Source organism: Erythrobacter insulae (genome assembly GCF_007004095.1).
GTDB classification, from domain to species: domain Bacteria; phylum Pseudomonadota; class Alphaproteobacteria; order Sphingomonadales; family Sphingomonadaceae; genus Erythrobacter; species Erythrobacter insulae.
In genome coordinates this window covers 270,565-289,575 of sequence record NZ_VHJK01000001.1, presented here as the reverse complement: position 1 = coordinate 289,575, position 19,011 = coordinate 270,565, and the positions used below count along the sequence as shown (strand labels likewise).

At 57.6% G+C, this 19,011-nt stretch carries 20 protein-coding genes; 5 read left to right on the top strand and 15 right to left on the bottom strand.

Annotated features, from left to right (window positions below):
• Window positions 1-126 precede the first annotated feature (126 nt).
• The gene (gene rmuC / locus FGU71_RS01420; protein ID WP_142786919.1) at window positions 127-1,578 is read left to right on the top strand and encodes a DNA recombination protein RmuC; all 1,452 of its coding nucleotides are present in this window, start codon (window positions 127-129) and stop codon (window positions 1,576-1,578) included.
• Window positions 1,579-1,682: 104 nt separating this feature from the next.
• On the opposite strand, the gene FGU71_RS14035 is transcribed toward rmuC, so the two are convergent.
• The 8 genes from FGU71_RS14035 to FGU71_RS01380 form a co-directional block, all read right to left on the bottom strand.
• Entirely contained in the window at window positions 1,683-2,021 is a 339-nt protein-coding gene (locus tag FGU71_RS14035) for a UrcA family protein (RefSeq protein ID WP_185960174.1), read from the bottom strand.
• 199 nt (window positions 2,022-2,220) lie between these two features.
• Window positions 2,221-3,024, bottom strand: a complete 804-nt coding sequence (locus tag FGU71_RS01410) for a TrmH family RNA methyltransferase (RefSeq protein ID WP_142786917.1) — start codon at window positions 3,022-3,024, stop codon at window positions 2,221-2,223.
• A gap of 12 nt (window positions 3,025-3,036) precedes the next feature.
• Entirely contained in the window at window positions 3,037-3,315 is a 279-nt protein-coding gene (locus FGU71_RS01405; RefSeq protein WP_142786916.1) for an HPr family phosphocarrier protein, read from the bottom strand.
• Between the two features lie 7 nt (window positions 3,316-3,322).
• Window positions 3,323-3,748: a PTS sugar transporter subunit IIA gene (locus tag FGU71_RS01400; RefSeq protein WP_142786915.1), complete on the bottom strand. Its 426-nt coding sequence runs from the start codon at window positions 3,746-3,748 to the stop codon at window positions 3,323-3,325.
• 15 nt (window positions 3,749-3,763) lie between these two features.
• Window positions 3,764-4,714: an RNase adapter RapZ gene (gene rapZ / locus FGU71_RS01395; RefSeq protein WP_142786914.1), complete on the bottom strand. Its 951-nt coding sequence runs from the start codon at window positions 4,712-4,714 to the stop codon at window positions 3,764-3,766.
• Between the two features lie 66 nt (window positions 4,715-4,780).
• A complete protein-coding gene (locus FGU71_RS01390) occupies window positions 4,781-5,218 on the bottom strand; it encodes an HPr kinase/phosphorylase (RefSeq protein WP_234035588.1) in 438 nt (145 codons plus the stop codon).
• Window positions 5,215-6,795, bottom strand: coding sequence for a sensor histidine kinase (locus tag FGU71_RS01385; RefSeq protein ID WP_142786913.1), 1,581 nt, complete (start codon window positions 6,793-6,795; stop codon window positions 5,215-5,217). The genes FGU71_RS01390 and FGU71_RS01385 overlap by 4 nt, the downstream gene beginning before the upstream one ends.
• Entirely contained in the window at window positions 6,788-7,540 is a 753-nt protein-coding gene (locus tag FGU71_RS01380; RefSeq protein WP_142786912.1) for a response regulator transcription factor, read from the bottom strand. The genes FGU71_RS01385 and FGU71_RS01380 overlap by 8 nt, the downstream gene beginning before the upstream one ends.
• A gap of 287 nt (window positions 7,541-7,827) precedes the next feature.
• Between FGU71_RS01380 and FGU71_RS01375 the strand changes: the two genes are divergently transcribed.
• Window positions 7,828-9,444: a phosphoenolpyruvate carboxykinase gene (locus FGU71_RS01375; protein WP_142786911.1), complete on the top strand. Its 1,617-nt coding sequence runs from the start codon at window positions 7,828-7,830 to the stop codon at window positions 9,442-9,444.
• A gap of 64 nt (window positions 9,445-9,508) precedes the next feature.
• Here FGU71_RS01375 and FGU71_RS01370 read toward each other — a convergent pair whose 3' ends face one another.
• Window positions 9,509-10,492: an endonuclease/exonuclease/phosphatase family protein gene (locus FGU71_RS01370; RefSeq protein ID WP_142786910.1), complete on the bottom strand. Its 984-nt coding sequence runs from the start codon at window positions 10,490-10,492 to the stop codon at window positions 9,509-9,511.
• 140 nt (window positions 10,493-10,632) lie between these two features.
• On the opposite strand from FGU71_RS01370, the gene FGU71_RS01365 reads away from it, so the two are divergent.
• Entirely contained in the window at window positions 10,633-10,956 is a 324-nt protein-coding gene (locus FGU71_RS01365; RefSeq protein ID WP_142786909.1) for a hypothetical protein, read from the top strand.
• Window positions 10,957-10,985: 29 nt separating this feature from the next.
• Window positions 10,986-11,543, top strand: coding sequence for a DUF937 domain-containing protein (locus tag FGU71_RS01360; RefSeq protein WP_142786908.1), 558 nt, complete (start codon window positions 10,986-10,988; stop codon window positions 11,541-11,543).
• A gap of 106 nt (window positions 11,544-11,649) precedes the next feature.
• On the opposite strand, the gene FGU71_RS01355 is transcribed toward FGU71_RS01360, so the two are convergent.
• From FGU71_RS01355 to FGU71_RS01340, 5 genes are all read right to left on the bottom strand, one after another.
• On the bottom strand, window positions 11,650-13,203 hold the full coding sequence (locus tag FGU71_RS01355) for a hypothetical protein (RefSeq protein WP_142786907.1): 1,554 nt from the start codon (window positions 13,201-13,203) through the stop codon (window positions 11,650-11,652).
• Between the two features lie 79 nt (window positions 13,204-13,282).
• Window positions 13,283-13,456 (bottom strand): hypothetical protein, encoded by a 174-nt coding sequence (locus FGU71_RS14030; protein WP_185960173.1) that lies wholly within the window; start codon window positions 13,454-13,456, stop codon window positions 13,283-13,285.
• Window positions 13,457-13,882: 426 nt separating this feature from the next.
• Window positions 13,883-15,517, bottom strand: a complete 1,635-nt coding sequence (locus FGU71_RS01350; RefSeq protein WP_142786906.1) for an FAD-dependent oxidoreductase — start codon at window positions 15,515-15,517, stop codon at window positions 13,883-13,885.
• Window positions 15,518-15,557: 40 nt separating this feature from the next.
• Complete coding sequence (locus FGU71_RS01345; protein WP_142786905.1) at window positions 15,558-17,414, bottom strand: DUF885 domain-containing protein; 1,857 nt, start codon at window positions 17,412-17,414, stop codon at window positions 15,558-15,560.
• A gap of 48 nt (window positions 17,415-17,462) precedes the next feature.
• Window positions 17,463-17,828 carry a DUF3597 domain-containing protein gene (locus FGU71_RS01340; protein WP_142786904.1) on the bottom strand — a complete coding sequence of 122 codons (366 nt, stop codon included), beginning with the start codon at window positions 17,826-17,828 and terminating at the stop codon, window positions 17,463-17,465.
• A gap of 133 nt (window positions 17,829-17,961) precedes the next feature.
• Here FGU71_RS01340 and FGU71_RS01335 point away from each other — a divergent pair, with 133 nt between their 5' ends.
• Window positions 17,962-18,171, top strand: coding sequence for a hypothetical protein (locus FGU71_RS01335; protein ID WP_142786903.1), 210 nt, complete (start codon window positions 17,962-17,964; stop codon window positions 18,169-18,171).
• Between the two features lie 54 nt (window positions 18,172-18,225).
• Here FGU71_RS01335 and FGU71_RS01330 read toward each other — a convergent pair whose 3' ends face one another.
• Complete coding sequence (locus tag FGU71_RS01330; RefSeq protein WP_142786902.1) at window positions 18,226-18,909, bottom strand: energy transducer TonB; 684 nt, start codon at window positions 18,907-18,909, stop codon at window positions 18,226-18,228.
• Window positions 18,910-19,011 lie beyond the last annotated feature (102 nt).

Below are 19,011 nucleotides of genomic sequence, written 5' to 3'. Positions count from 1 at the left end.
GGCGGGCGGCCACTCTTGCGGTTTTCAATGCGAGCCGGCTTGTTCTGGCCAGTTTGAATTACATTGTTGTGCATCAAGTTGTTCTTGGCTCTGGCGTTCCCTGTCCGTTCCGCCTAGATTGCAGCGATGGACTCGACACTTCTCAGCATTCTCGCGCTTGTTCTTGGTCTCATTGTTGGCGGCGTAGCGGCATGGTTTTTTGCCTCACGCCCTGCATCGGATTTGCGCGAGCGGCTTGGCGTGCGCGAGGGCGAGTTTAAGACCGCGATTGCCGAACTGGGCGAAGCTAAGGTCGATCTGTCGGCTGCGCAGGAACGCGCGAGCCGCGCTGATGCGCTCGCGGTTGAATTGCAACAGGCGCAGCAGGCCAGGGCCGCTTTGTCCGAACGCCTCGCTGCAATCGAAAGCACCGCGCAAGAGCGCGAAAAAGCGTTTGAGGAGCAGAAACGGCTTCTGATCGAGTCTCGCGAAGAAATGCTCACTCAGTTCAAGGCGACCGGGTCCGAAGTGCTCAAGGCCAATCAGGAAGAATTCCTGAAACGCGCCGAGGAACGTTTTAAACAGTCGGAGGAAACCGGCGAACAGAAGATCAAGGCGCTGCTCAATCCAGTCGGCGAGCGGTTGGAGAAATACGAAAAACAGGTCGAAACGCTCGAAAAACAGCGTGTTGATGCATTTGGCCAGCTCGGCGGCCTGATCCAGTCCATGCGCGAAGGGCAGGAAGAAGTCCGGCGCGAAGCGCAGCGGCTCGGCAATTCGCTGACCAATGCACCCAAGGCGCGCGGACGCTGGGGCGAGCGGGCTTTGCAAAACCTGCTCGAGCAATGCGGGCTGGCCCAGCACACCGATTTTATGATGGAACATTCGGTCGATACCGAGGAAGGGCGCCTGCGCCCCGATGCGATCATCAATGTGCCGGGCCAGAAAAAGCTCGTTATCGATTCCAAAGTTTCCCTCAATGCGTATCAGGCGGCGTTTGAGGCAGAGGATGACGATACGCGCGATTTTCAGTTGAAAGCGCACGCCAAATCCATGCGCAACCACGTGCAGACGCTCGGCGCGAAAAGCTATCAGAGCCAGTTTGAAGAAGCGCCCGATTATGTGATCATGTTCATTCCCGGTGAGCATTTTGTCACCGCCGCTTTAGACGCCGATCCGACTTTGTGGGATTTCGCGTTTGAACGCCGCGTCTTGCTGGCAACGCCGACCAATCTTGTCGCCATCGCACGCACGGTCGCGCAGGTCTGGCGGCAGGATGGACTTGCCAACGACGCACGGGAAATCGGCCAGATGGGCGCAGAGCTTTACGGGCGTCTGCGCACCGCCGCTGAACATCTCAAAAGAATGGGCGGCGGGCTGGATAGCGCGGTCAAAAACTACAACAAATTCGTCGGCAGTTTTGAACGCAATGTATTGTCATCTGGCAAGCGTTTGGCGGACAAAGGCATCGAAATCGGCAAGGCCGAGATTGAAGAAGTACCGCTTGTGGAAAGCACACCAAACTATAACGCCGCAGACGCTGATGAAGCCGATGCGCCCGAGGAAACCAAAGCGCTCGGGCGGGACGCGGCTGAGTAGGCCGCTCCGGCGCTTTTCTAAACGCCTTGCACTGCCCTTTGCGCATTGACCTCTGCGCACTGGCCTCTGCGCACCGCCGTCACGCCTGGTGCTCTCTCCGATCGTCAGCCGCCGCGCGCCCGGTCGAGCGCCCGTTCCATTTGCGGCCGGGCACTGGCCCAGGCATAATCGTGGCAATATCGGCGCATTCTCAGGTTACCGACATTTGAGCAGACCCTCCGCACGGCTGAGGCAACTCGGTCTTCCATCTTGTCCGCATCGCGGGGCTTTGAAAGGTCGAGGTCATCGATATTCACCGCTCGGCTGACTGGTTCAAAGCCTCTGGGAATTTCCAGCTTTCCGGTGACGACGATTTCGTCATCCTGCGCGATGGCAGGGTCCGCCAAGAGCAGAACACCTGCCACAGCAATAAACGGTAATGTCAGTGTGCGAAGCATGGTCATGATCAATCCTTTGCTGACTGCCCTCGGACTTTGCCTCCCACACCGAGGTGTATTTTTGGAATCGTGCGCGCACGTTTGTCCGGCCCGGCTGATGCCGCAGTCCGCTGGGCAAATCGCAAGCGCAGCCCTGTATTGATGCTCCGGATCGCTGTTCCGGGTCATACGTATTGCTACGCAGGACGGCGCCTGACGCCGAAACCTAGCTCTTTTCGAGTCCAGCCAACACTTCATAAGCCAGCACTGCGCCAGCTACGGCCGCGTTCAGGCTGTCCGCGCGCCCGCGCATGGGCATGGTTACGCGCAGGTCGCATTCGGCTTCGTAAGATTCCGGCAGGCCTTGGGATTCGTTGCCGACAAGGATGAAGCATGGCGCCGCGTACGGAGCTCCGCGATAAGGCACAGCGTCGCGCAGGCTTGCGGCGACCAATTGGCCAGACCCGCTGCGCAGCCATGCCGTGAACTCATCCCACCGTGCCTGCGCCAAGGATTGGGTAAACACTGCGCCCATGCTCGCGCGCACGGCCTCGGCGCTGAATGGATCGGCGCAATCGTCAATCAGGATCAAACCGCCAGCGCCCACTGCATCGCCGGTGCGCAGCATCGTGCCAAGATTGCCCGGATCGCGCAGCGCCTGTGCGACCAGCCAAATTGGCGCGGCGTCCCGGTCTAACTGATCCAGTCCGGTATCCCATTCATCGAATACGCCGACGACGCTTTGCGCGTTCGATTTGCCGGTGATCTTGGTGAGAATATCGGGCGTGGTTTCGATGATTTCGCCCCCTGCTGCGATCACGTCTGCTTCCAGCCTGTCAATCAGTGGATGCGCGTCCCGATTTTCGGCCATCACAACCTGCCGCGGCAAGTGGCCACTCTCTCGCGCATCCTCCAGCAGCCGCAATCCCTCGACCAGAAACTGGCCTGAGCGTTTGCGGTGTTTTTTATCGCGCAGGGACCGCAGGTATTTGACGGTCGGGTTTGAAAATCCGGTGATCTGTTTGCGCATGACGTGGCCGGGTTATTCTTCGCCGAATCCGTCCTCGATCAGCCCCGCCAGATCGACGAGCACGCCGTCTGCATTCTCGCCCGAGACAATCACATCCACGCAATCGCCCTTTGCCGCGCCTAACATCATTAACCCCAGGATTGATCCGCCTGCGGCTTCATTCGCGTCCTTTGCCACGCGGACTGAAATCGTGCCGGGCAAAGCGGCCACTGCGCCCACAAATTTGGCGCTCGCACGGGCATGGAGCCCGCGTTTGTTGACGATGGTTACCGTTTTGCGCACTTCGCTCATTGCCCGCTCACCCTTTTGCCGCCGCCGGTTCCGCATTGTCGCCAAGCAGTTCGCTGGCGACTGTAATGTAATTGCGACCGGCATGTTGCCCCGCTTCAACCGCTTCGATGACGTTCATTTTCTTACGCGCACCGGCAAGACGGATGAGCATTGGCAGATTGATCCCCGCGATCACTTCAACCCGGCCAGCATCCAACAGCGATATTGCGAGATTGGACGGCGTGCCGCCAAACAGATCGGTCAGGATAATTACGCCGCTTCCGCTGTCGACATTTTCAATCGCAGCGGCGATTTCATCGCGGCGCCGCTCCATATCATCATTGGGTCCGATACAAACCGTCGCGACATTGGCCTGTGTGCCGACGACATGCTCCATCGCTTCGACAAATTGTTCCGCCAGGCGGCCGTGGGTGACCAGGATCAAACCAATCATGAAGGGGAGTGTCCGTTAGTTACCTTGACGCTTGCCGCGTTCGATTTCGTCAGCGGCGCGCGAGCCCAAATTGCGATGGCGGACAGTGGGCGAAAATCCCGCATCGCGCAAGCCTTGGGCCATGCTCTCTGCCGTGAAGACAGAGCGGTGCCGCCCGCCGGTGCAGCCAAAGGCGATATGGACATAGGATTTACCTTGCGCCTGATACCGCGGCAACAGCGTTAGAAGCAGATCGTGAATTTGATTGAAGGCGGCTGAAAAGGCGGGGTCTTTTTGAATATGCTCGCCCACCGGCGCATCCTGCCCTGTCAATTCGCGCAGACCGTCAATCCAGTGTGGATTGTCGAGAAAACGCATGTCGAAAACCAGATCGGCGAGCGGCGGCATTCCGCGGGCAAAACCAAAGCTGGAGACAGTCAGCGTCATCGCCCCTGTTTCATTATGTTCAAACAGATCGCGGACGTGGCCTTGCAGATCATTGGCTGAAAGTTCGCTGGTGTCGATGACGATATCGGCCCAGCGGCGCAGCGGTTCGAGCAATTCGCGTTCAGCTCCGATCCCTTCGAGCAAGGGGCGCCCATGGGTCATCGGATGGCGGCGGCGGGTTTCGTTATAGCGCCGCTCAAGCTCGGCGTCGGCGCAGTCGATAAACATGAAGCTGACTGAAAGATCATCACGGCCTGTCAGGCTTTTAAGCATGTCGATGATGTCGGACGGGACAAAGCCGCGGGTGCGCGAATCAAATCCGATGGCTAAAGGCCGGCGTTGATGATCAAGCGCCTGATGCGATGTGGCGACCAGACGATTCAGCAGGCGGACCGGGAAATTGTCGATTGTTTCCCAGCCGAGATCTTCGAGCACATCAAGCGCTGTGGATTTTCCGGCGCCTGAAAGCCCTGTGACCAGCAATATGCGCTGCGGCTCTATTGCAGATGAAGAAGACTCGGAAGGGCTGTCGCTGGTCATATGGCCTTATTCGCGTGGAACGCGCCGATTGCAAAGGGCCTTTTGCGCAGCGCCCCGCTGTGTCTCTCAATCGAACACCAATCCATGTTTTGCCAGCGCCCATTCTGCGCGAACAGCCGGCGCGATATTTCCGGGTTCAAATCCCAGAACTGGAATTGAAATGCCCATGATTTCGCGCGCTGGCACGGATAGGGGCAAGCGTTCGCTTGGCGTATCCAAAGACAGTATGATCGCAACCGGAGCCGCCTTTGCGACCGGCAAAGTGACGAGGCCGACGCCGCGCAGCTCGATCAATCCGGTGATATTGGCAGGGGGGCTGGCGACCAGCCTATCGCCGAGGCGTTCCAGCGTGACGCCGTCATCCCCGATCAATCCCGCTCCGCGATCTATCAACGCAAGCGCGAGAGAGGACTTACCCGATCCCGGAGCGCCTTCAATTACCATGGTGCGTCCGCTGATCACGACCGCGCTTGCTTGCATCAAAAGTGGGCCGGGCCGGTTCATGCAGCGGGCAGATTAAGCCGCAAACACGCGCCTTGCTGGCCGTCCGGGCGTGCATCTGCGACCAGTGAGCCATCGTGGGCTTCGGCAATGGCGCGCGCAATGGCCAACCCAAGCCCGGAATGATTGCCGAAATCCTCGCGTTCCGGGCGGACGGAGTGAAAGCGTTTGAAAACTTTTTCCCGCGATCCTTGGGGAATACCCGGGCCGGAATCGCAGACGGTCAAAGTGACGCAGGTGCCATCATTGTCGACTGTCACTTCGATCGGGGCTTCGGGCGGTGAGAATGAGACGGCGTTGTCCAGCAGGTTTTCAACCACACGCTCCAAACGCGTACCAACGCCAACGACATTGGCGGCAAAGCCAAGCGTCTTCAATTCAATCCGGTGGTTCTGGTTTTCTGCGCGATATTCTCTGCTGCCGATAATCGCCCTTACAAGATCGGCCATATTGATGTTTTCGCGGGTCGCGCGTGACATTTCCGCGTCGATCCGGCTTGCATCGGATATTTCACTTACAAGGCGATCAATGCGCCGCACATCATGCGTGGCGATCTGTTCAAGCTTCCGGCGGGTTTCGGCGTCTTCGACCTTGGGCAGAGATTCCACGGCGCTGCGTAAGCTGGCCAACGGGTTTTTAATCTCATGCGCGACATCGGCGGCGAAGCTGTCAACCGCGTCAATCCGTTGACGCAAAGCGCCGGTCATATCGGATACGGCGCGGGCCAGCAGGCCGATTTCATCGCTGCGTTCTGGCAAACGCGGAACTTCCACCTCGCGTTCGCGGCCTTGGCGCACTCTCACCGCTGCGCTGGATAATTGGCGCAGCGGCGTGACGATGGTCCGCGCAAGGTACAATGACAGCATGGCCGACGCGAACAGCACCAGCAGGACGGCTGTGACCAGTGTGGTGCGGGCAGAGCGCACGGTGGCCGTGATGTCCACAGCATTGCGCACCGTAAGCAGCGCCGCACCGTTCAGCCCGACCGGCGCGGCTGCGGTGATTACAGGGGTGCCATCCACCCAGTCATACAGGGTAATCTGGCTGACCCCCTGTTCGCGCGCGGCGATCAGTTCGGGCCAGGCATCGGCAGTCTGTCCTTCAGGCTCGACAAAATCGGTGACCGGTTCCGCGCTGACAATGGCGTCTACCGTATGGTCAAGCCATCTGGCGAAACGCTGATCCCAGCTGTCATCGCTGATATCGTTGAATTCAAATGCCGGTTCATCAAGCGCGAAACTGTCTGCCCATAACAGGCCCTCGGCATCAAACATGCGCAGCCGCATGCCCTGTTCCTTGCCGATCTGGACCAGCAGCGCCTCTTGGCGCTCGCGGGTCGCACCGGCAAGCGCTTCGGCTGTGATCTGAGCTTCGATCCGGGCGAGTTTGAACCGTTCATTGATCAACTGCGTGCGATAGGAATCGATATAGAACAACCCGCCGCCCAGCAGCGCGAGCGGCAGGATATTCACCACCAGAATGCGCGCCGTTAACGAAAGCCGCCCGGTTATGCTGAGCGTTTCCTTCGGTTTTAACAGCAGGGCATCTTCGCTGATATCTGGCGTAATATCATCAGCCATCGTTGAAACTGTATCCGGCACCGTAGAGCGTTTCGATTGAGGAAAATTCGCGGTCCACGCTGCGGAACTTGCGTCTCATGCGTTTGATATGGCTGTCGACTGTGCGATCATCGACAAAGATATCATCGGGATAGGCGGCATCCATCAACTGGTTGCGGCTTTTGATTACACCCGGCCGCGCGGCAAGGGCTTCCAGGATCAGAAATTCTGTGACTGTCAGGCTGACCGGTTTTCCATCCCAAAGCACGTGATGGCGGGCCGGGTCCATGTGCAGGCGGCCGCGCGCAATATCGTTTGCGGCTGCATCGGCAAGGCCGGTTTGGCTACCGCCGGTGTCACGCACCGGATCGGCCCGGCGCAGGATCGCGCGGATACGAGCGATCAAAAGCCGCTGGCTGAACGGTTTGGCGATGTAATCATCCGCGCCCAATTCCAGACCGGCTTCTTCGTCTTCCTCGTCATCTTTACTGGTCAGAAAAATAACCGGCAAAGCGACCTTTTCGCGCACACGTTTCAACAATTCCATGCCGTCCATCTTGGGCATTTTAATGTCGAACACACCAAGCGCAGGCGGGTTTTCTATCAGCGCTTTCAGGGCAGTCTCGCCGTCGGAATAAAGGCGCGTGACATAGCCTTCGGCCTGCAAGGCGATGGAGACCGTGGTGAGGATATTGCGATCATCATCGACCAAGGCGATGACGGGCGCATCGGGGCTGCTGTGTGCTTCTGGCGCGGTCTCGGTCATTTCGGTTCTCCAATGCCAGCGGTGCTAAGACCGAATTTCTTAAGGCTAAGCGTTCGGCGCGCCCAGCTAAAATCTGTCACAACCCGCCACGATGACTAGCGACTTCGCGGGCGTGAAACAACGCGCTGCCTGCGCTTTGCCCTCAGAATATCGTGTTTGGTGCACAAGACCGAGGGCAATTGTTGATCCTCTCTGGACCTTTATGCATACGTATGCGAATGGACGCCCGAATCCGATGAGAGCCGCGCTCTTGTCCATCTCACAGCTAACCTTCACGGAGCTTTACGTTGACCCCTCTTGCGCAATCGCTGTCCAGTCAAGGAATCGAAACCCGGGCCGACATTCACCCGAATCTGGGAACGCCCGCGCTGGTCGAGGCGGCCATTTCCGCTGGCGAGGGTGCACTGTCGCAACATGGCGCCTTGGTCGTGAAGACAGGCGCGAAAACCGGTCGCAGCGCGAAAGACAAATTCATCGTGCGCGATGCCGAGACGGAAAACACGGTGTGGTGGGGCAAGGTCAATGCATCCATGACGCCTGCGCATTTCGCCAACCTCAAAGAGGATTTCATGGCTGCGGTTGCGGGCAAGGATACGCTGTATGTCGCGGACCTGTTTGGCGGTTCACAACCCGAACACCGCGTGAATGTCCGCGTGATCAACGAATTGGCATGGCACAATCTGTTTATCCGCACTCTTCTGGTGCGTCCGACGACCGAAGAATTGTCCGATTTTGCACCCGAATACACGATCATCGATTTGCCTACGTTCAAAGCTGATCCTGAACGTCACGGTACGAACAGCGAAACTGTGATTGCCGTAAACCTCAGCGAAAAATTGATCCTGATCGGCGGGACGCGGTACGCTGGAGAGATGAAGAAGAGTGTCTTTGGCATTCTCAACTATCTGCTGCCGACCAAAGGCGTGATGCCGATGCATTGTTCTGCGAATGTGAGCGCGGATGGCAAGACGGCGGTTTTCTTTGGTTTATCAGGCACCGGCAAAACCACTCTTTCGGCAGACGCATCGCGCACCCTTATTGGTGATGATGAGCATGGCTGGTCCGATACCGCTGTGTTTAACTTCGAAGGCGGGTGTTATGCCAAGATGATCAGCCTTTCCGAAGAGGCCGAGCCTGAAATCTACGCGACCACACGCCGGTTTGGAACAGTGCTGGAAAATGTGGTGATGGATCCCGAAACGCGGGAGCTCGATTTTGACGACAATTCGCTCGCCGAGAACACCCGCGGCGCATATCCGATCCATTTTATTCCAAACACCAGCGAAAAAAATCTGGGGCCAGTGCCCAGCCATGTTGTGATGCTTACCGCCGATGCATTCGGTGTGCTGCCTCCGATCGCGCGGCTCACGCCGGATCAGGCGATGTATCACTTCCTGTCCGGTTACACGGCCAAAGTGGCCGGCACCGAAATCGGCGTGACAGAGCCTGAAGCCACGTTTTCCACCTGTTTCGGAGCGCCGTTTATGCCGCGCCATCCGAGCGTTTACGGCAATCTTTTGAAAGAACGTATTGCCAGCGGCGGTGTCCAATGCTGGCTGCTCAACACCGGCTGGACCGGCGGCAAATACGGTGTTGGTAATCGTATGCCGATCAAAGCGACCCGGGCGCTGCTTAATGCGGCGCTTGATGGTGATCTTGATGCTGTCGAATTCCGCAAGGATGCCAATTTCGGCTTTGAAGTCCCGGTCAATGTTCCTGTTCTTGCGCAGCAAGGGATTGACCAGACCATCCTCGATCCGCGCAGCACCTGGGCCGACAAGGGCGAATATGATGCCGCCGCCGAAAAGCTGGTGCAGCTGTTTATCGACAATTTCGCAGAATTTGCGCCGCATGTGGATGAAGGCGTCCGCCAGTCGGCGCCGGCGGTTCGTATCATCGCCTGAACCCGAATTACAAGTTGGAGAGGAAGCCCCGCCTGGCGTAAGATCAGTGCGGGGCTTTTATTCTCTACGGTTCGATCATCCTGATCGCTTGCGGCAGGCAAAATTCGGCAAAGAGCGCGCGGTGATCGGACCCGCTCCCGGCCAGCACTTTTAACATACGCACCTGAACGTCGCCTTTGACCATGACCTGATCAAGCGGCCAGCCGATTGGCAAAAGGAAGGACGGGAAAGTCGGATAAGTCCCGCGGCCAATTCGCGGATCTTTCCACTCGCCGCGTTCACGGAAATCGCTTGTCGTGCGCGACCAGGGAACATCGTTGAAATCGCCCATGACGATTGCCCCGGTTACCGCAGTGCCTGCTTTGTCGGCGGCGCGCTGGATGCTTTGATCGCGCTCCTGCGTGTTTTGTCCCGGCAAAGGTGCCTTGGGGTGCAAGCCGGTAAAGCGCACTGTGCCCGTGTCGCTGGCTTTCAAAAGGGCATAAAATGTTGGCGTATCCTCGCCCGGTTGCTCGATGAAATCGGTGTCGATGGTCGCCAGGCGGCTCGCGAACACTTTTCCGAAAGTATCATCTTGCGGATGCGTGCTGACATTTGGATAGCGCGATAAGACGGGCTTTAGCGCGTCGATCCATGCCTGATTTGTTTCCGTCAGAAAGATCAGATCGGGATCATAGGCATCCAGCTGATCAATCACTCCGGCAAATTCACGGTTTTCCATTTTTACATTGGCAGAAAGGGCCGAAAAACACCGCTCATCGCCAGCAGTGCCGACCAATTCCAGATCTGGCGCTGCGAAACGCGAATACGGCCAGATGCACCAGGCATTGATGCAAGCCGCAATCGCAAACAACCCGGCCGACCAAACGCGCAGGCTCTGACCGAATATCGCGCTGGTCAAAGCAAGCGCCGCAAACACATAAAGCGCAGGTTCGCGTACCAGATCGAGTGCACGGATTACCCACCAATCCGTTTGCACCAACGAGATGATCGTCGCCGTTATGGCCGCAATCGCGGTGCAAAATAATACGGATTTCATCGATTTCATCGGCTACCCCTCACAGAGTAAATCAAGGGTCAGGGCAAGGGTTCCGAATAAAGGTTTTACAAGTGCTGGGCCCATAAACCCCTTTATTTTATCGCTCGGGCAATCCATTCTTGTAATGTGTAAATCACATGGAGATTGATATGAGCCTTCTGGACGGAATTCTTAAAAACATTGGCGGCGCGCCTGATGATGTTGCGAACCTTGCGGCAAAGATCGGCATTGATCCGGCAATGGCAGAAAAAGCGATTGCGGTGCTCGGCAAAACGCATCAGCAGGACGGCGATACAGTCGACCTCGCTGCTGCGGAAACTGGCCTTGATAGCGGTGTGTTAAGCCAGATTGTCGAGCAAATCGGCGGCGAAGGCTCGCTTTCCAGTTTTGCGTCCATGCTCGACAGCGATGGGGACGGAAACCCGCTGAATGACATCGCCGGAATGGCTGCGGGCTTGTTCGGTAAAAAATAAACACGCCAGATCACACAGGAGGGACCGCAATGAGCCTAGGACAAATGCTGCAACAAAGCGGCGCAATCGCATCGATGGCCCGCGAATTGGGCGTTGATGAGAATACGGCCAAATCGGCTGCTGGGGCATTGCTTCCAGCGATTGTCGCAGGGATGGGACGCAGTGCCACGGGCGGCACCAGCACGCCTGATCCGATGGGCGGACTTGGCAGTCTTGCAGGGGCTATCCTTGGCGGCGGCGGTTCTTCGGGCGGCGGGCTTGGCGGCGCGCTTGCTGGCGGTCTCGGCGGCGGATTGCTTGATGCGGTTTTGGGCACCAGCCCGACACCGACCAAGCCGGGCAATGATATCCTTGGCAATATTTTCGGCAGCAAGGACGTCAGCCGTTCGGTCGCAGGCGAGGTTGCTTCGCTGACTGGTCTTGATGAAGGCATGCTGAAAAAGATGTTGCCAATTCTGGCGATGGCGGTTGCCGGTTATATGGCCAAAGAGGCAACCGGCGCTGCGGCTCCTGCTGGCGGGTCATCAGGCGGCAGTCCGCTTGGCGGAATTCTGGGATCAATCGTCGGCGGAATGATGAGCCGATAACGGCCACATTCTCAACAGAGAATGGATTGCGGTTTGTGCGCTCTGCCTGTCAGGGCGCACAAACCGTTTGTCATGCGGGTAAATCCGCGCGCGGGCTGTGGCGGGTTTACTGCGCCGCGTCATCCCCGTCTGGACTGGCCTCGTTCCCAGTGTCTGGGTTATCAGTGCCCGATGATGTCTCCCCTGCCGCGCGCGATCTCAGGTCAAAGGCGGTGCCTTCGGGCAATTGATCCAAAACCGCGATGAACCGCGCCGCCAGATCAGCGCTAGGCCCGCCATGGGGCGAGGCCGCGAGCGGCTTCAGACTGAATTTCGCCAGTTCAACCTTGCCCTCTTCCGCCTGCATGGCGGCCACTTGCAGCCATAATCTGTGATCAAACGGGGCAAGCATTGCTGCGCGTTCGAGCGCCTTTTTGGCGTTCTCCGGCGGCTTAAGGCCGCGCTCGGCATAGCTGCGATAGTAATAGATTAGCGGCAAGGGATGATCGTTTTCGCGCCGATTCAATGCGCTGAAAGGCTCCATTGCGGCGGCATAAGCAGCATTCGAATCCTCTTTTGCGTCCGAGGCTTTGCGAAACAGCGCATACCCTTTTTGCACATAGGGATTGGTGCGCGAAGGATCGATTGCGATGGCCGCTTCGGCGGCCGTGATTGCTGCATCGTCATTTCCCGCGTCATATTCAGCTTCCGCCAATGCGGACAAGACTCCGGGATCTGCGGGAAATTCGGCGGCTATCTTGCGGATCTCCGGAAGCAATTCCTGCGCTTGTTCGCGCGTGACGCCGCGCTGTGAGATCATACGCAAATCGATCACTTCGGCTTCACCTTTCGGCAATTTCCGCAGAGTGATCGGTCCGATATCATATCGTTCCGGCGGGAGGTTGAAGGTGAACATTCGGCGTTTGCGCAGATAGGCCGAAACCTCTTTTTCAAGCTGGTCCAGATCGCCAAATACAGCCTCCGCAGCTGCAAGAGAGGGGTCGCCAGAGGTGATCGTTTGCCAATATGCGTTCAGCTGGCCTTTGCGCTCATTGGAAAATGTCAGATAGTGATACAACAGCCAACTGCGTGCGTAAAAACCATCACCGCGTCTGCCCCGATCATCGCGCTCATAATCCGGGTCCAGCAATTCGCGCACGGAAACCGCGTTTGGATTGGCCAGCTCATAGGCGCGGTGCTGCGCGGGCCGGCCGATCATCACGCTACCGTCTTTGTCGAAAGTGGTGGCGGCAAAAAATTCCGCAGCACCCTCGCTCATCCAGCGCGGCATCGCATAGCGACTGCTCGAGATCAGAAAATGATGCGCATATTCGTGCAGCAAAACCACGGTTGAGAAATGCGGATAACCATTCTGATTGCGGATATCCTGAACAAAAGCGCGGCTCGCGCCGGCACGCGGAACATAAAAGCCAGCGATCGTGCTGTTTTGCTGACCTGCAAGTTTGCGGATCTCGCGGCCTGATCCGACGACAAAGATCGTGACCCGGTTTGACGGGCTTGGTTTGCCGACGTCGCGGCCCGTCAAATAGCCAAGGGCACCGTGATACCGTTCAAGATTTTCGGCAAACTGGCGGACATCTTTTTCGCTGTCATCGGCATAAATCACAAAATGATCGGATGATGCCTCGTACCAGGCGGCGTGCGCTGCTGGTGCGCACACTATTGCGGCAATTATAGCAACAAGGCCGCATGGCAGGCGAAAGGTCATTGGCTCGCTTCTCCTGTATCCAGCCCGATGATTACTCGACCAGACCGGGTTCGCCAAAAATCGTTAAGCCTGCCCACAATGTCGGGTCATTGGCATACGAATAATTACCCTGATTATCCCGATAATTCAAGGTATTCAACTGTGCTTTTTGCAATGCAAAGTCCGGAGTGATTCCGGTTTTCAGATGAATCATGAGCCGTGTCATGTGGATCTTCGCTGCGCTGTCGCCGACATCTCATCCAGCCCGGAATAAGGCACAGGCGATGCATCAGATACGATCCCGCCTTCAGGCGAGATCAGCCGTGATCTAATCGGCTCGTCCGGTTCAGCGGTATGGATCACTGCGCAAATGGGCGGGCCATTGCCCAAAAGCGATTTGAGATTATTGCCGATTGCGCTGAGATCACGCCTTGCTCTTGTCAGTTCGCGCGCTGTATTTGGCCGCGTCACATTGCCTGACCGCACATTACGGCGGATCGTATCGGAATAGCGCCGCGCTGCTGTGCTGCCGCGTTCCCGCTATGCCGCGACGGCGAGCAGCAGTTCGGTTTGCGTTCGGGTATCGACTGCGAACGTCAGACCCGAAAATACCTTCACCATGGTCGTCCCATCTCTGATTCTCCCGGCAGTGTTATGAAGAGGATAGAGCCGCGTTTTTTCTTTCATCAAGATAAGACCATATGCGGCTGACCACCACAGACCCTTCGCCCACCGCGCTTGCCACGCGTTTGACAGAGCCGCTGCGCACATCGCCGACGGCAAAGATACCGTCGGTTCCTGTCTCGAATGGTGTTTCCCGGCCCACGCTTGCACCGGACAGGACAAATCCTTTTTCGTCGGTTTCGACCAATCCCGATAGCCAATCTGTATTCGGCGCCGCGCCAATCATGATGAAAAGCGCAGTCGTATTGTGCCTGCTCTCGCCATCGGGAGTCTTGAAGGTCACACCTTCCAGCCAATCATCGCCGCGAAGAGCGGTGACTTTGGTATGATAATGGATTGTGACTTTGGGGTCCGCCTCAAGCCGGCTTGACAGATAACTGGACATCGAGGCGGCCAGACTGTCCGAGCGAACCACGAGATGCACATGTGCCGCACTGCGTGACAGATACATCGCCGCTTGCCCCGCCGAATTGCCGCCGCCGATTACCACCGCTTGCGTGCCCGAACAAAACCGGGATTCCATTTCGGTGGCAGAATAGAAAACGCCTGCGCCTTCCAGTTCTTCCAATTTTTCGAGAGGCAGGCGGCGGTATTGAACGCCCGTGCTTACCAGAATGGCGTTTGCGCAGATTTCATCGCCATCATCCAGAGTTGCACAAAATGAACCGTCTTTGCGTTTCGCCAAACCTTCGACCCGGCGAGGCATGACGAAACGGGTGCCGAATTTCAACGCCTGGATCTGTCCGCGCCAGGTCAGATCGGTGCCGCTGATGCCGGTGGGAAAGCCCATATAGTTTTCGATCCGGCTGGAAGTACCCGCCTGACCGCCGACGGCGGTGTCTTCGACAACAAGCGCCTCCAGACCTTCGGAGCCTGCATACACCGCCGCGGCGACACCGGCTGGCCCGCCTCCGACGATGAGCAGATCGAAATTGCGCTGAGAACAAATGTTGAGATCCAGCCCAAGATATTGCGCAACCTTGCGCGGGGTCGGGTCGTCCAGCTTTTGATCGGCGCCAATGATGACCGAAGGCTCATGCCCGCTCAGATCGCAGACTTTGGCGGTTTCGGCATCACGCGCATCCAGATCGAAACTTTGAAACGGGATGCGGTTGCGCGACATAAACCGTTCGACAGCCTGAACCTGCGGATCGCGGTCTGCGCCGATGATTTTCACTGCGGAATTGCGCAACTCGAACTGTTTCCGCCGCCGCGCTGCGAAGACCGTGATAATATGATCCGAAAGTTCGGGCACGCGGCTCATCAGGTCAAGCATCGCCGTGCGCGGCGCTTCGATAACGCGGGTGTCGCGGGCGGCCCGCATTTTCAGGTAATGAACGCCAGCATTCAGAAAACCGATTTCGCCCATGAACTGCGTCGGCCCAAGGCTTGCTTCCATCAGGCGCTCACCCGATCTGGGATCAACAACCTCGATCTCGCCTTCGAGTATGTATACGAACGTATCCATCGGATCGCCAAGGTCGGCGACGATGTGGCCAGCGGGAAACGTCTTTTCCTCACCGATTTCGCAGATCGCATCGACATGCGCATCAGCCAGCGGGATACGGCGCATTGTTTCCAGATCTTGGCCAAGTTGTTCCATCTGCGCCCGTTTCTATTTGCGGTTGAATCAGCGTGTTCGATTAAGAGCGGGCACCTGCGATGTAACGGTTGACCGTTTTTTCAACGACATCAAGCGGCGCATTGCCGCCCATGATGACCGCCGTGTTGAATGCCTTGAAATCATACGCACTGCCAAGCGCGGCCTGGGCGCGGGCGCGCTGGCGAACAATTTCGCTATGGCCGAGTTTATAGCCGGTCGCTTGTCCGGGCCAGCTGCAATACCGGTCCACCTCGCTGGCGACTTCATTTTCTTTCGAACCATTGCGCTCGACAAAGAACTGGCGGGCCTGTTCGCGGCTCCAGCCTTTGGAATGAAGGCCGGTATCCACCACCATCCGGCACGCCCGGAAAGCCAGACTTTGGAGATAGCCAAGCCGGCCGACTTTGAATTCGTCATACGCGCCAAGTTCATCGGCGATTTGCTCTCCATACAGCGCCCAGCCTTCGCTGAACGGATTGAACGCAAGGATCGACCGGATCAGCGGCAGGCGGTTGGAATATTCACCTTCCCAGACATGGCCCGGAATGGCCTCGTGATAGGTGAGATCGGCGAGATCATATTTGCGGTGAAGATCGGTGCTTTTGAGGTTGATCCAGAAACGTCCCGGGATCGTCCCGTCCTTGCTTCCGGCCCCGCCATAGGCGCCGGGCGCACCCGCTTCCTCGGCGATGGGGATGCGCGTGACTTCGAGATTGGGATTGACCAGGGTGTTGAAAGCGCGCGGCATTTGCGCCTTGATCCAGTCGACGCGGTCTTCGATGAATGCAAAGATTTCCGCGCGGCCCGGATCGCCTTCGCTGAACTGATATCGCGGATCAGCGCCCAGCACCTGCATCCGCTCGCCCACTGTGCCTTTGGTATAGCCGATTTCGCGCAAGATCGGGTCCATCCGGGCTTGCAGTTCCTCAAGTTCTTCAAGGCCCTGACGGTGGATTTCGTCCGGGGTCAGGCGGGTCGTGGTGCTGGATCGAAGCGCCCAGTCATAAAATTCGTCACCATAAGGGCGCGCCGATATGCCCGGATCCGAAGTCGCAACGCCGCGCTCTATCTTCAATTCTTCAAGCTGGGCATTAAGGGCGCTGGCCACTGCGCCGCTTTCGATCTGTTCGGCTTTGTCAGCATAACTTTCGGGCAATCCGCGCGTCTGCAACACGCTGCGCAGATGCTTGGCGAACAGATCGCCTTTGCCTGCGCTCGCCACGCTGATTTCCAATTGATCGATGGCTTTGTCGAGCAGGAAATCCGGAGGCACCACGCCAATCGCGCGGGCCTGACGGATACGTTCCAGCTCGCCGCCAAGAGCGGCAGGAATAGCCTGAAGCCGCTCAATGTAGAAATTGGCATCGTCGCGGTTTCGCACCGGTTGATCCGACTGCATAAAGCGGGGAAGGCCGATAAAGGCTCCGACATTCTGGATCACGACATAGGGCGCGGTTCTCCAGTTGCCGACAGGCGTATCGCCATAGGGCAGGGCAAAGCCATCTAGCGCAAGTTCATACGCGCTCTGGGTGACTTCGATATTGGTGAGCGTTTCTGTATCCAGACCCTCGCGCGGGAAAGCGCGCAGTTTCTCGAGGCTATCGCGCAAGGTGCTGGCATAGGCTTGCTGGCCTTCGGGCGATTGATCTTCAAGCTGGCCGCGAAGATGCGCAAACGCCCCGGCATCAACGCCCAGCGTGGTCGCGCGGGTCGGTTCATGTTCCAGCATCGCATAAGCGACATTATCAAGCAGCTGACTGGCGCCTGCTTGACCCGGTGGCAGCGGCGCGCCCGTATATGCCGTGCCCGCGCAGCCCGGCATCAATGCCAAAGCAGAAACGCCGCCAAGCCCGGATAGGGCCTGACGGCGTGTGAAATGTGTGTTTGTCTCGGTCATGGCGGGGGTGATACCCCGCGATGATCCGCTGTCAAACCCGTATTCGGATCAGTTTTTCAGGTCATCCGGTACAATGCCGCCTGCATCGGCGATCTTCTGCATCACCGCTTTGTGCAAAGCGATGTTGTCTTCGGCGGTGCCCGAATAATCTGTGTTGCCCATTTCCACTGCAAGCTCTTTGCGATTGGCATAGCTCGGGTCGATCTGAACCAGTTTCATCAGGTCGACAATCGACGAGCGCCAATTCAGTTTGTCCGCGCCGGGGATTGATCCGATGCGCTGTTCCACATCGACACCGCTAATGGCGGCCCGCTCTTTCGGAGCTGTTGCTGCAGGCGCTGCGGCTGCGGCTGCGGTTGTTTCTTCTTCGTCAGAGCCGAAGATTGCGCTTTTGATTGAACTGAAAATTCCCATATAATCCTCCGTAAATGTAGCGGGCGGCCTGCCCCAATTCATAAGAACGAACTGTTGGAACCATGATGTCTGTGGTTTACAAGTTTATCAAGGCGAAGCCTCGCTTCAGATGTAAAATAGAGTACTTCACAAGATGACCGATATCGTTCTTTCCATAGTCATGTTGGCTGCCTTTGCGTTGATCGCGGGCGCAATTGTGTATTGGCGGCGGACGGGCGAGGTGAAGCAACCGGCCTTGATGGTTTTTCTCGCTGTGATCGCGATCATGAATGTCCTGATCTGGACGATCCCGACATCGGATGGAACCTCGCCAGCTGAAAAGGTCGAAGCCGGAGCCCAATAGACCCCGGCTCCTGTACCGTGTTCGGCCAGCCTTTGCAGGCTGCGCCAGTTTGCTTCAGTCGGGCAGCCTCCAGTTTACGGAATTGCGATAGGTCCCGGAAACCGGTTTGCCATTGCTGTCCTTGGCGGGGTTAAAGCGTGCGCGCCGCTCCAGCAATTTGCACGTCGCATCGTCCAGCTGGCTGTGGCCGGTGGACCGGGTGATCGTACAACCGCTTACCCGTCCGTTCGTGTCGATGGTGACACTAAAGCCTGCGACACCGGACATTTCACGGCGAATCCAAGTGCTCCGGTAATCGTTATCGGTGACCCATTCGCCCGGATTGCCACGCGGCGATGCCGCGATCGGATCCGGTAGCGCGGTTGGCGGCACAATTTCTGCGGTGTTGCCGGGAATTTCGATCGGACCGATAATCCCGCCGGTCAGATCGGGCAGCGTTTCGATCGGCGTGGCAGGGCCCGGAACGAACTCGAAATTGAAAGTGGTTTCAACCGGTGCCTGAGAGCTCTTCGACACAGTTTGTTGCTGCGCCGTTTGTTGCTGTGGTTCTGGCGGTGGAGGCGGCGGCTGCGGCGGCTTTATCGGGACCTGATAACCGGCAAGGCGCGGATCGGGCGGGGCGACCGCTTGATGAATGGCAAGTCCCGTGACCAGCAAAACACCGAACGCAGCAGGCACGCCCAGCGCGCCCATGATGGCGACGGGGTTCGTCCTGTTTGCTTTTTGTGCATAGCTCATGATGTGGCTCCTCTATCACTTTTATGGGTGAGAAGGCGCCAGCAGCGGGAGGGCGAAGAGGGGGTGCTACCGGCACCTCTCAATTGCAATGTTACAACATCA

Excerpts from the sequence above, each read along its gene's own strand:
- FGU71_RS01405 (WP_142786916.1), bottom strand. The coding sequence starts at position 3,315 with ATGAGCGAAGTGCGCAAAACGGTAACCATCGTCAACAAACGCGGGCTC.
- FGU71_RS01410 (WP_142786917.1), bottom strand. The coding sequence starts at position 3,024 with ATGCGCAAACAGATCACCGGATTTTCAAACCCGACCGTCAAATACCTG.
- FGU71_RS01360 (WP_142786908.1), top strand. The coding sequence starts at position 10,986 with ATGAGCCTAGGACAAATGCTGCAACAAAGCGGCGCAATCGCATCGATG.
- FGU71_RS01330 (WP_142786902.1), bottom strand. The coding sequence starts at position 18,909 with ATGAGCTATGCACAAAAAGCAAACAGGACGAACCCCGTCGCCATCATG.
- rmuC (WP_142786919.1), top strand. The coding sequence starts at position 127 with ATGGACTCGACACTTCTCAGCATTCTCGCGCTTGTTCTTGGTCTCATT.
- rapZ (WP_142786914.1), bottom strand. The coding sequence starts at position 4,714 with ATGACCAGCGACAGCCCTTCCGAGTCTTCTTCATCTGCAATAGAGCCG.
- FGU71_RS01390 (WP_234035588.1), bottom strand. The coding sequence starts at position 5,218 with ATGAACCGGCCCGGCCCACTTTTGATGCAAGCAAGCGCGGTCGTGATC.
- FGU71_RS01345 (WP_142786905.1), bottom strand. The coding sequence starts at position 17,414 with ATGACCGAGACAAACACACATTTCACACGCCGTCAGGCCCTATCCGGG.
- FGU71_RS14030 (WP_185960173.1), bottom strand. The coding sequence starts at position 13,456 with ATGACACGGCTCATGATTCATCTGAAAACCGGAATCACTCCGGACTTT.
- FGU71_RS01385 (WP_142786913.1), bottom strand. The coding sequence starts at position 6,795 with ATGGCTGATGATATTACGCCAGATATCAGCGAAGATGCCCTGCTGTTA.
- FGU71_RS01335 (WP_142786903.1), top strand. The coding sequence starts at position 17,962 with ATGACCGATATCGTTCTTTCCATAGTCATGTTGGCTGCCTTTGCGTTG.
- FGU71_RS01400 (WP_142786915.1), bottom strand. The coding sequence starts at position 3,748 with ATGATTGGTTTGATCCTGGTCACCCACGGCCGCCTGGCGGAACAATTT.
- FGU71_RS01350 (WP_142786906.1), bottom strand. The coding sequence starts at position 15,517 with ATGGAACAACTTGGCCAAGATCTGGAAACAATGCGCCGTATCCCGCTG.
- FGU71_RS01365 (WP_142786909.1), top strand. The coding sequence starts at position 10,633 with ATGAGCCTTCTGGACGGAATTCTTAAAAACATTGGCGGCGCGCCTGAT.
- FGU71_RS14035 (WP_185960174.1), bottom strand. The coding sequence starts at position 2,021 with ATGACCATGCTTCGCACACTGACATTACCGTTTATTGCTGTGGCAGGT.
- FGU71_RS01340 (WP_142786904.1), bottom strand. The coding sequence starts at position 17,828 with ATGGGAATTTTCAGTTCAATCAAAAGCGCAATCTTCGGCTCTGACGAA.
- FGU71_RS01370 (WP_142786910.1), bottom strand. The coding sequence starts at position 10,492 with ATGAAATCGATGAAATCCGTATTATTTTGCACCGCGATTGCGGCCATA.
- FGU71_RS01380 (WP_142786912.1), bottom strand. The coding sequence starts at position 7,540 with ATGACCGAGACCGCGCCAGAAGCACACAGCAGCCCCGATGCGCCCGTC.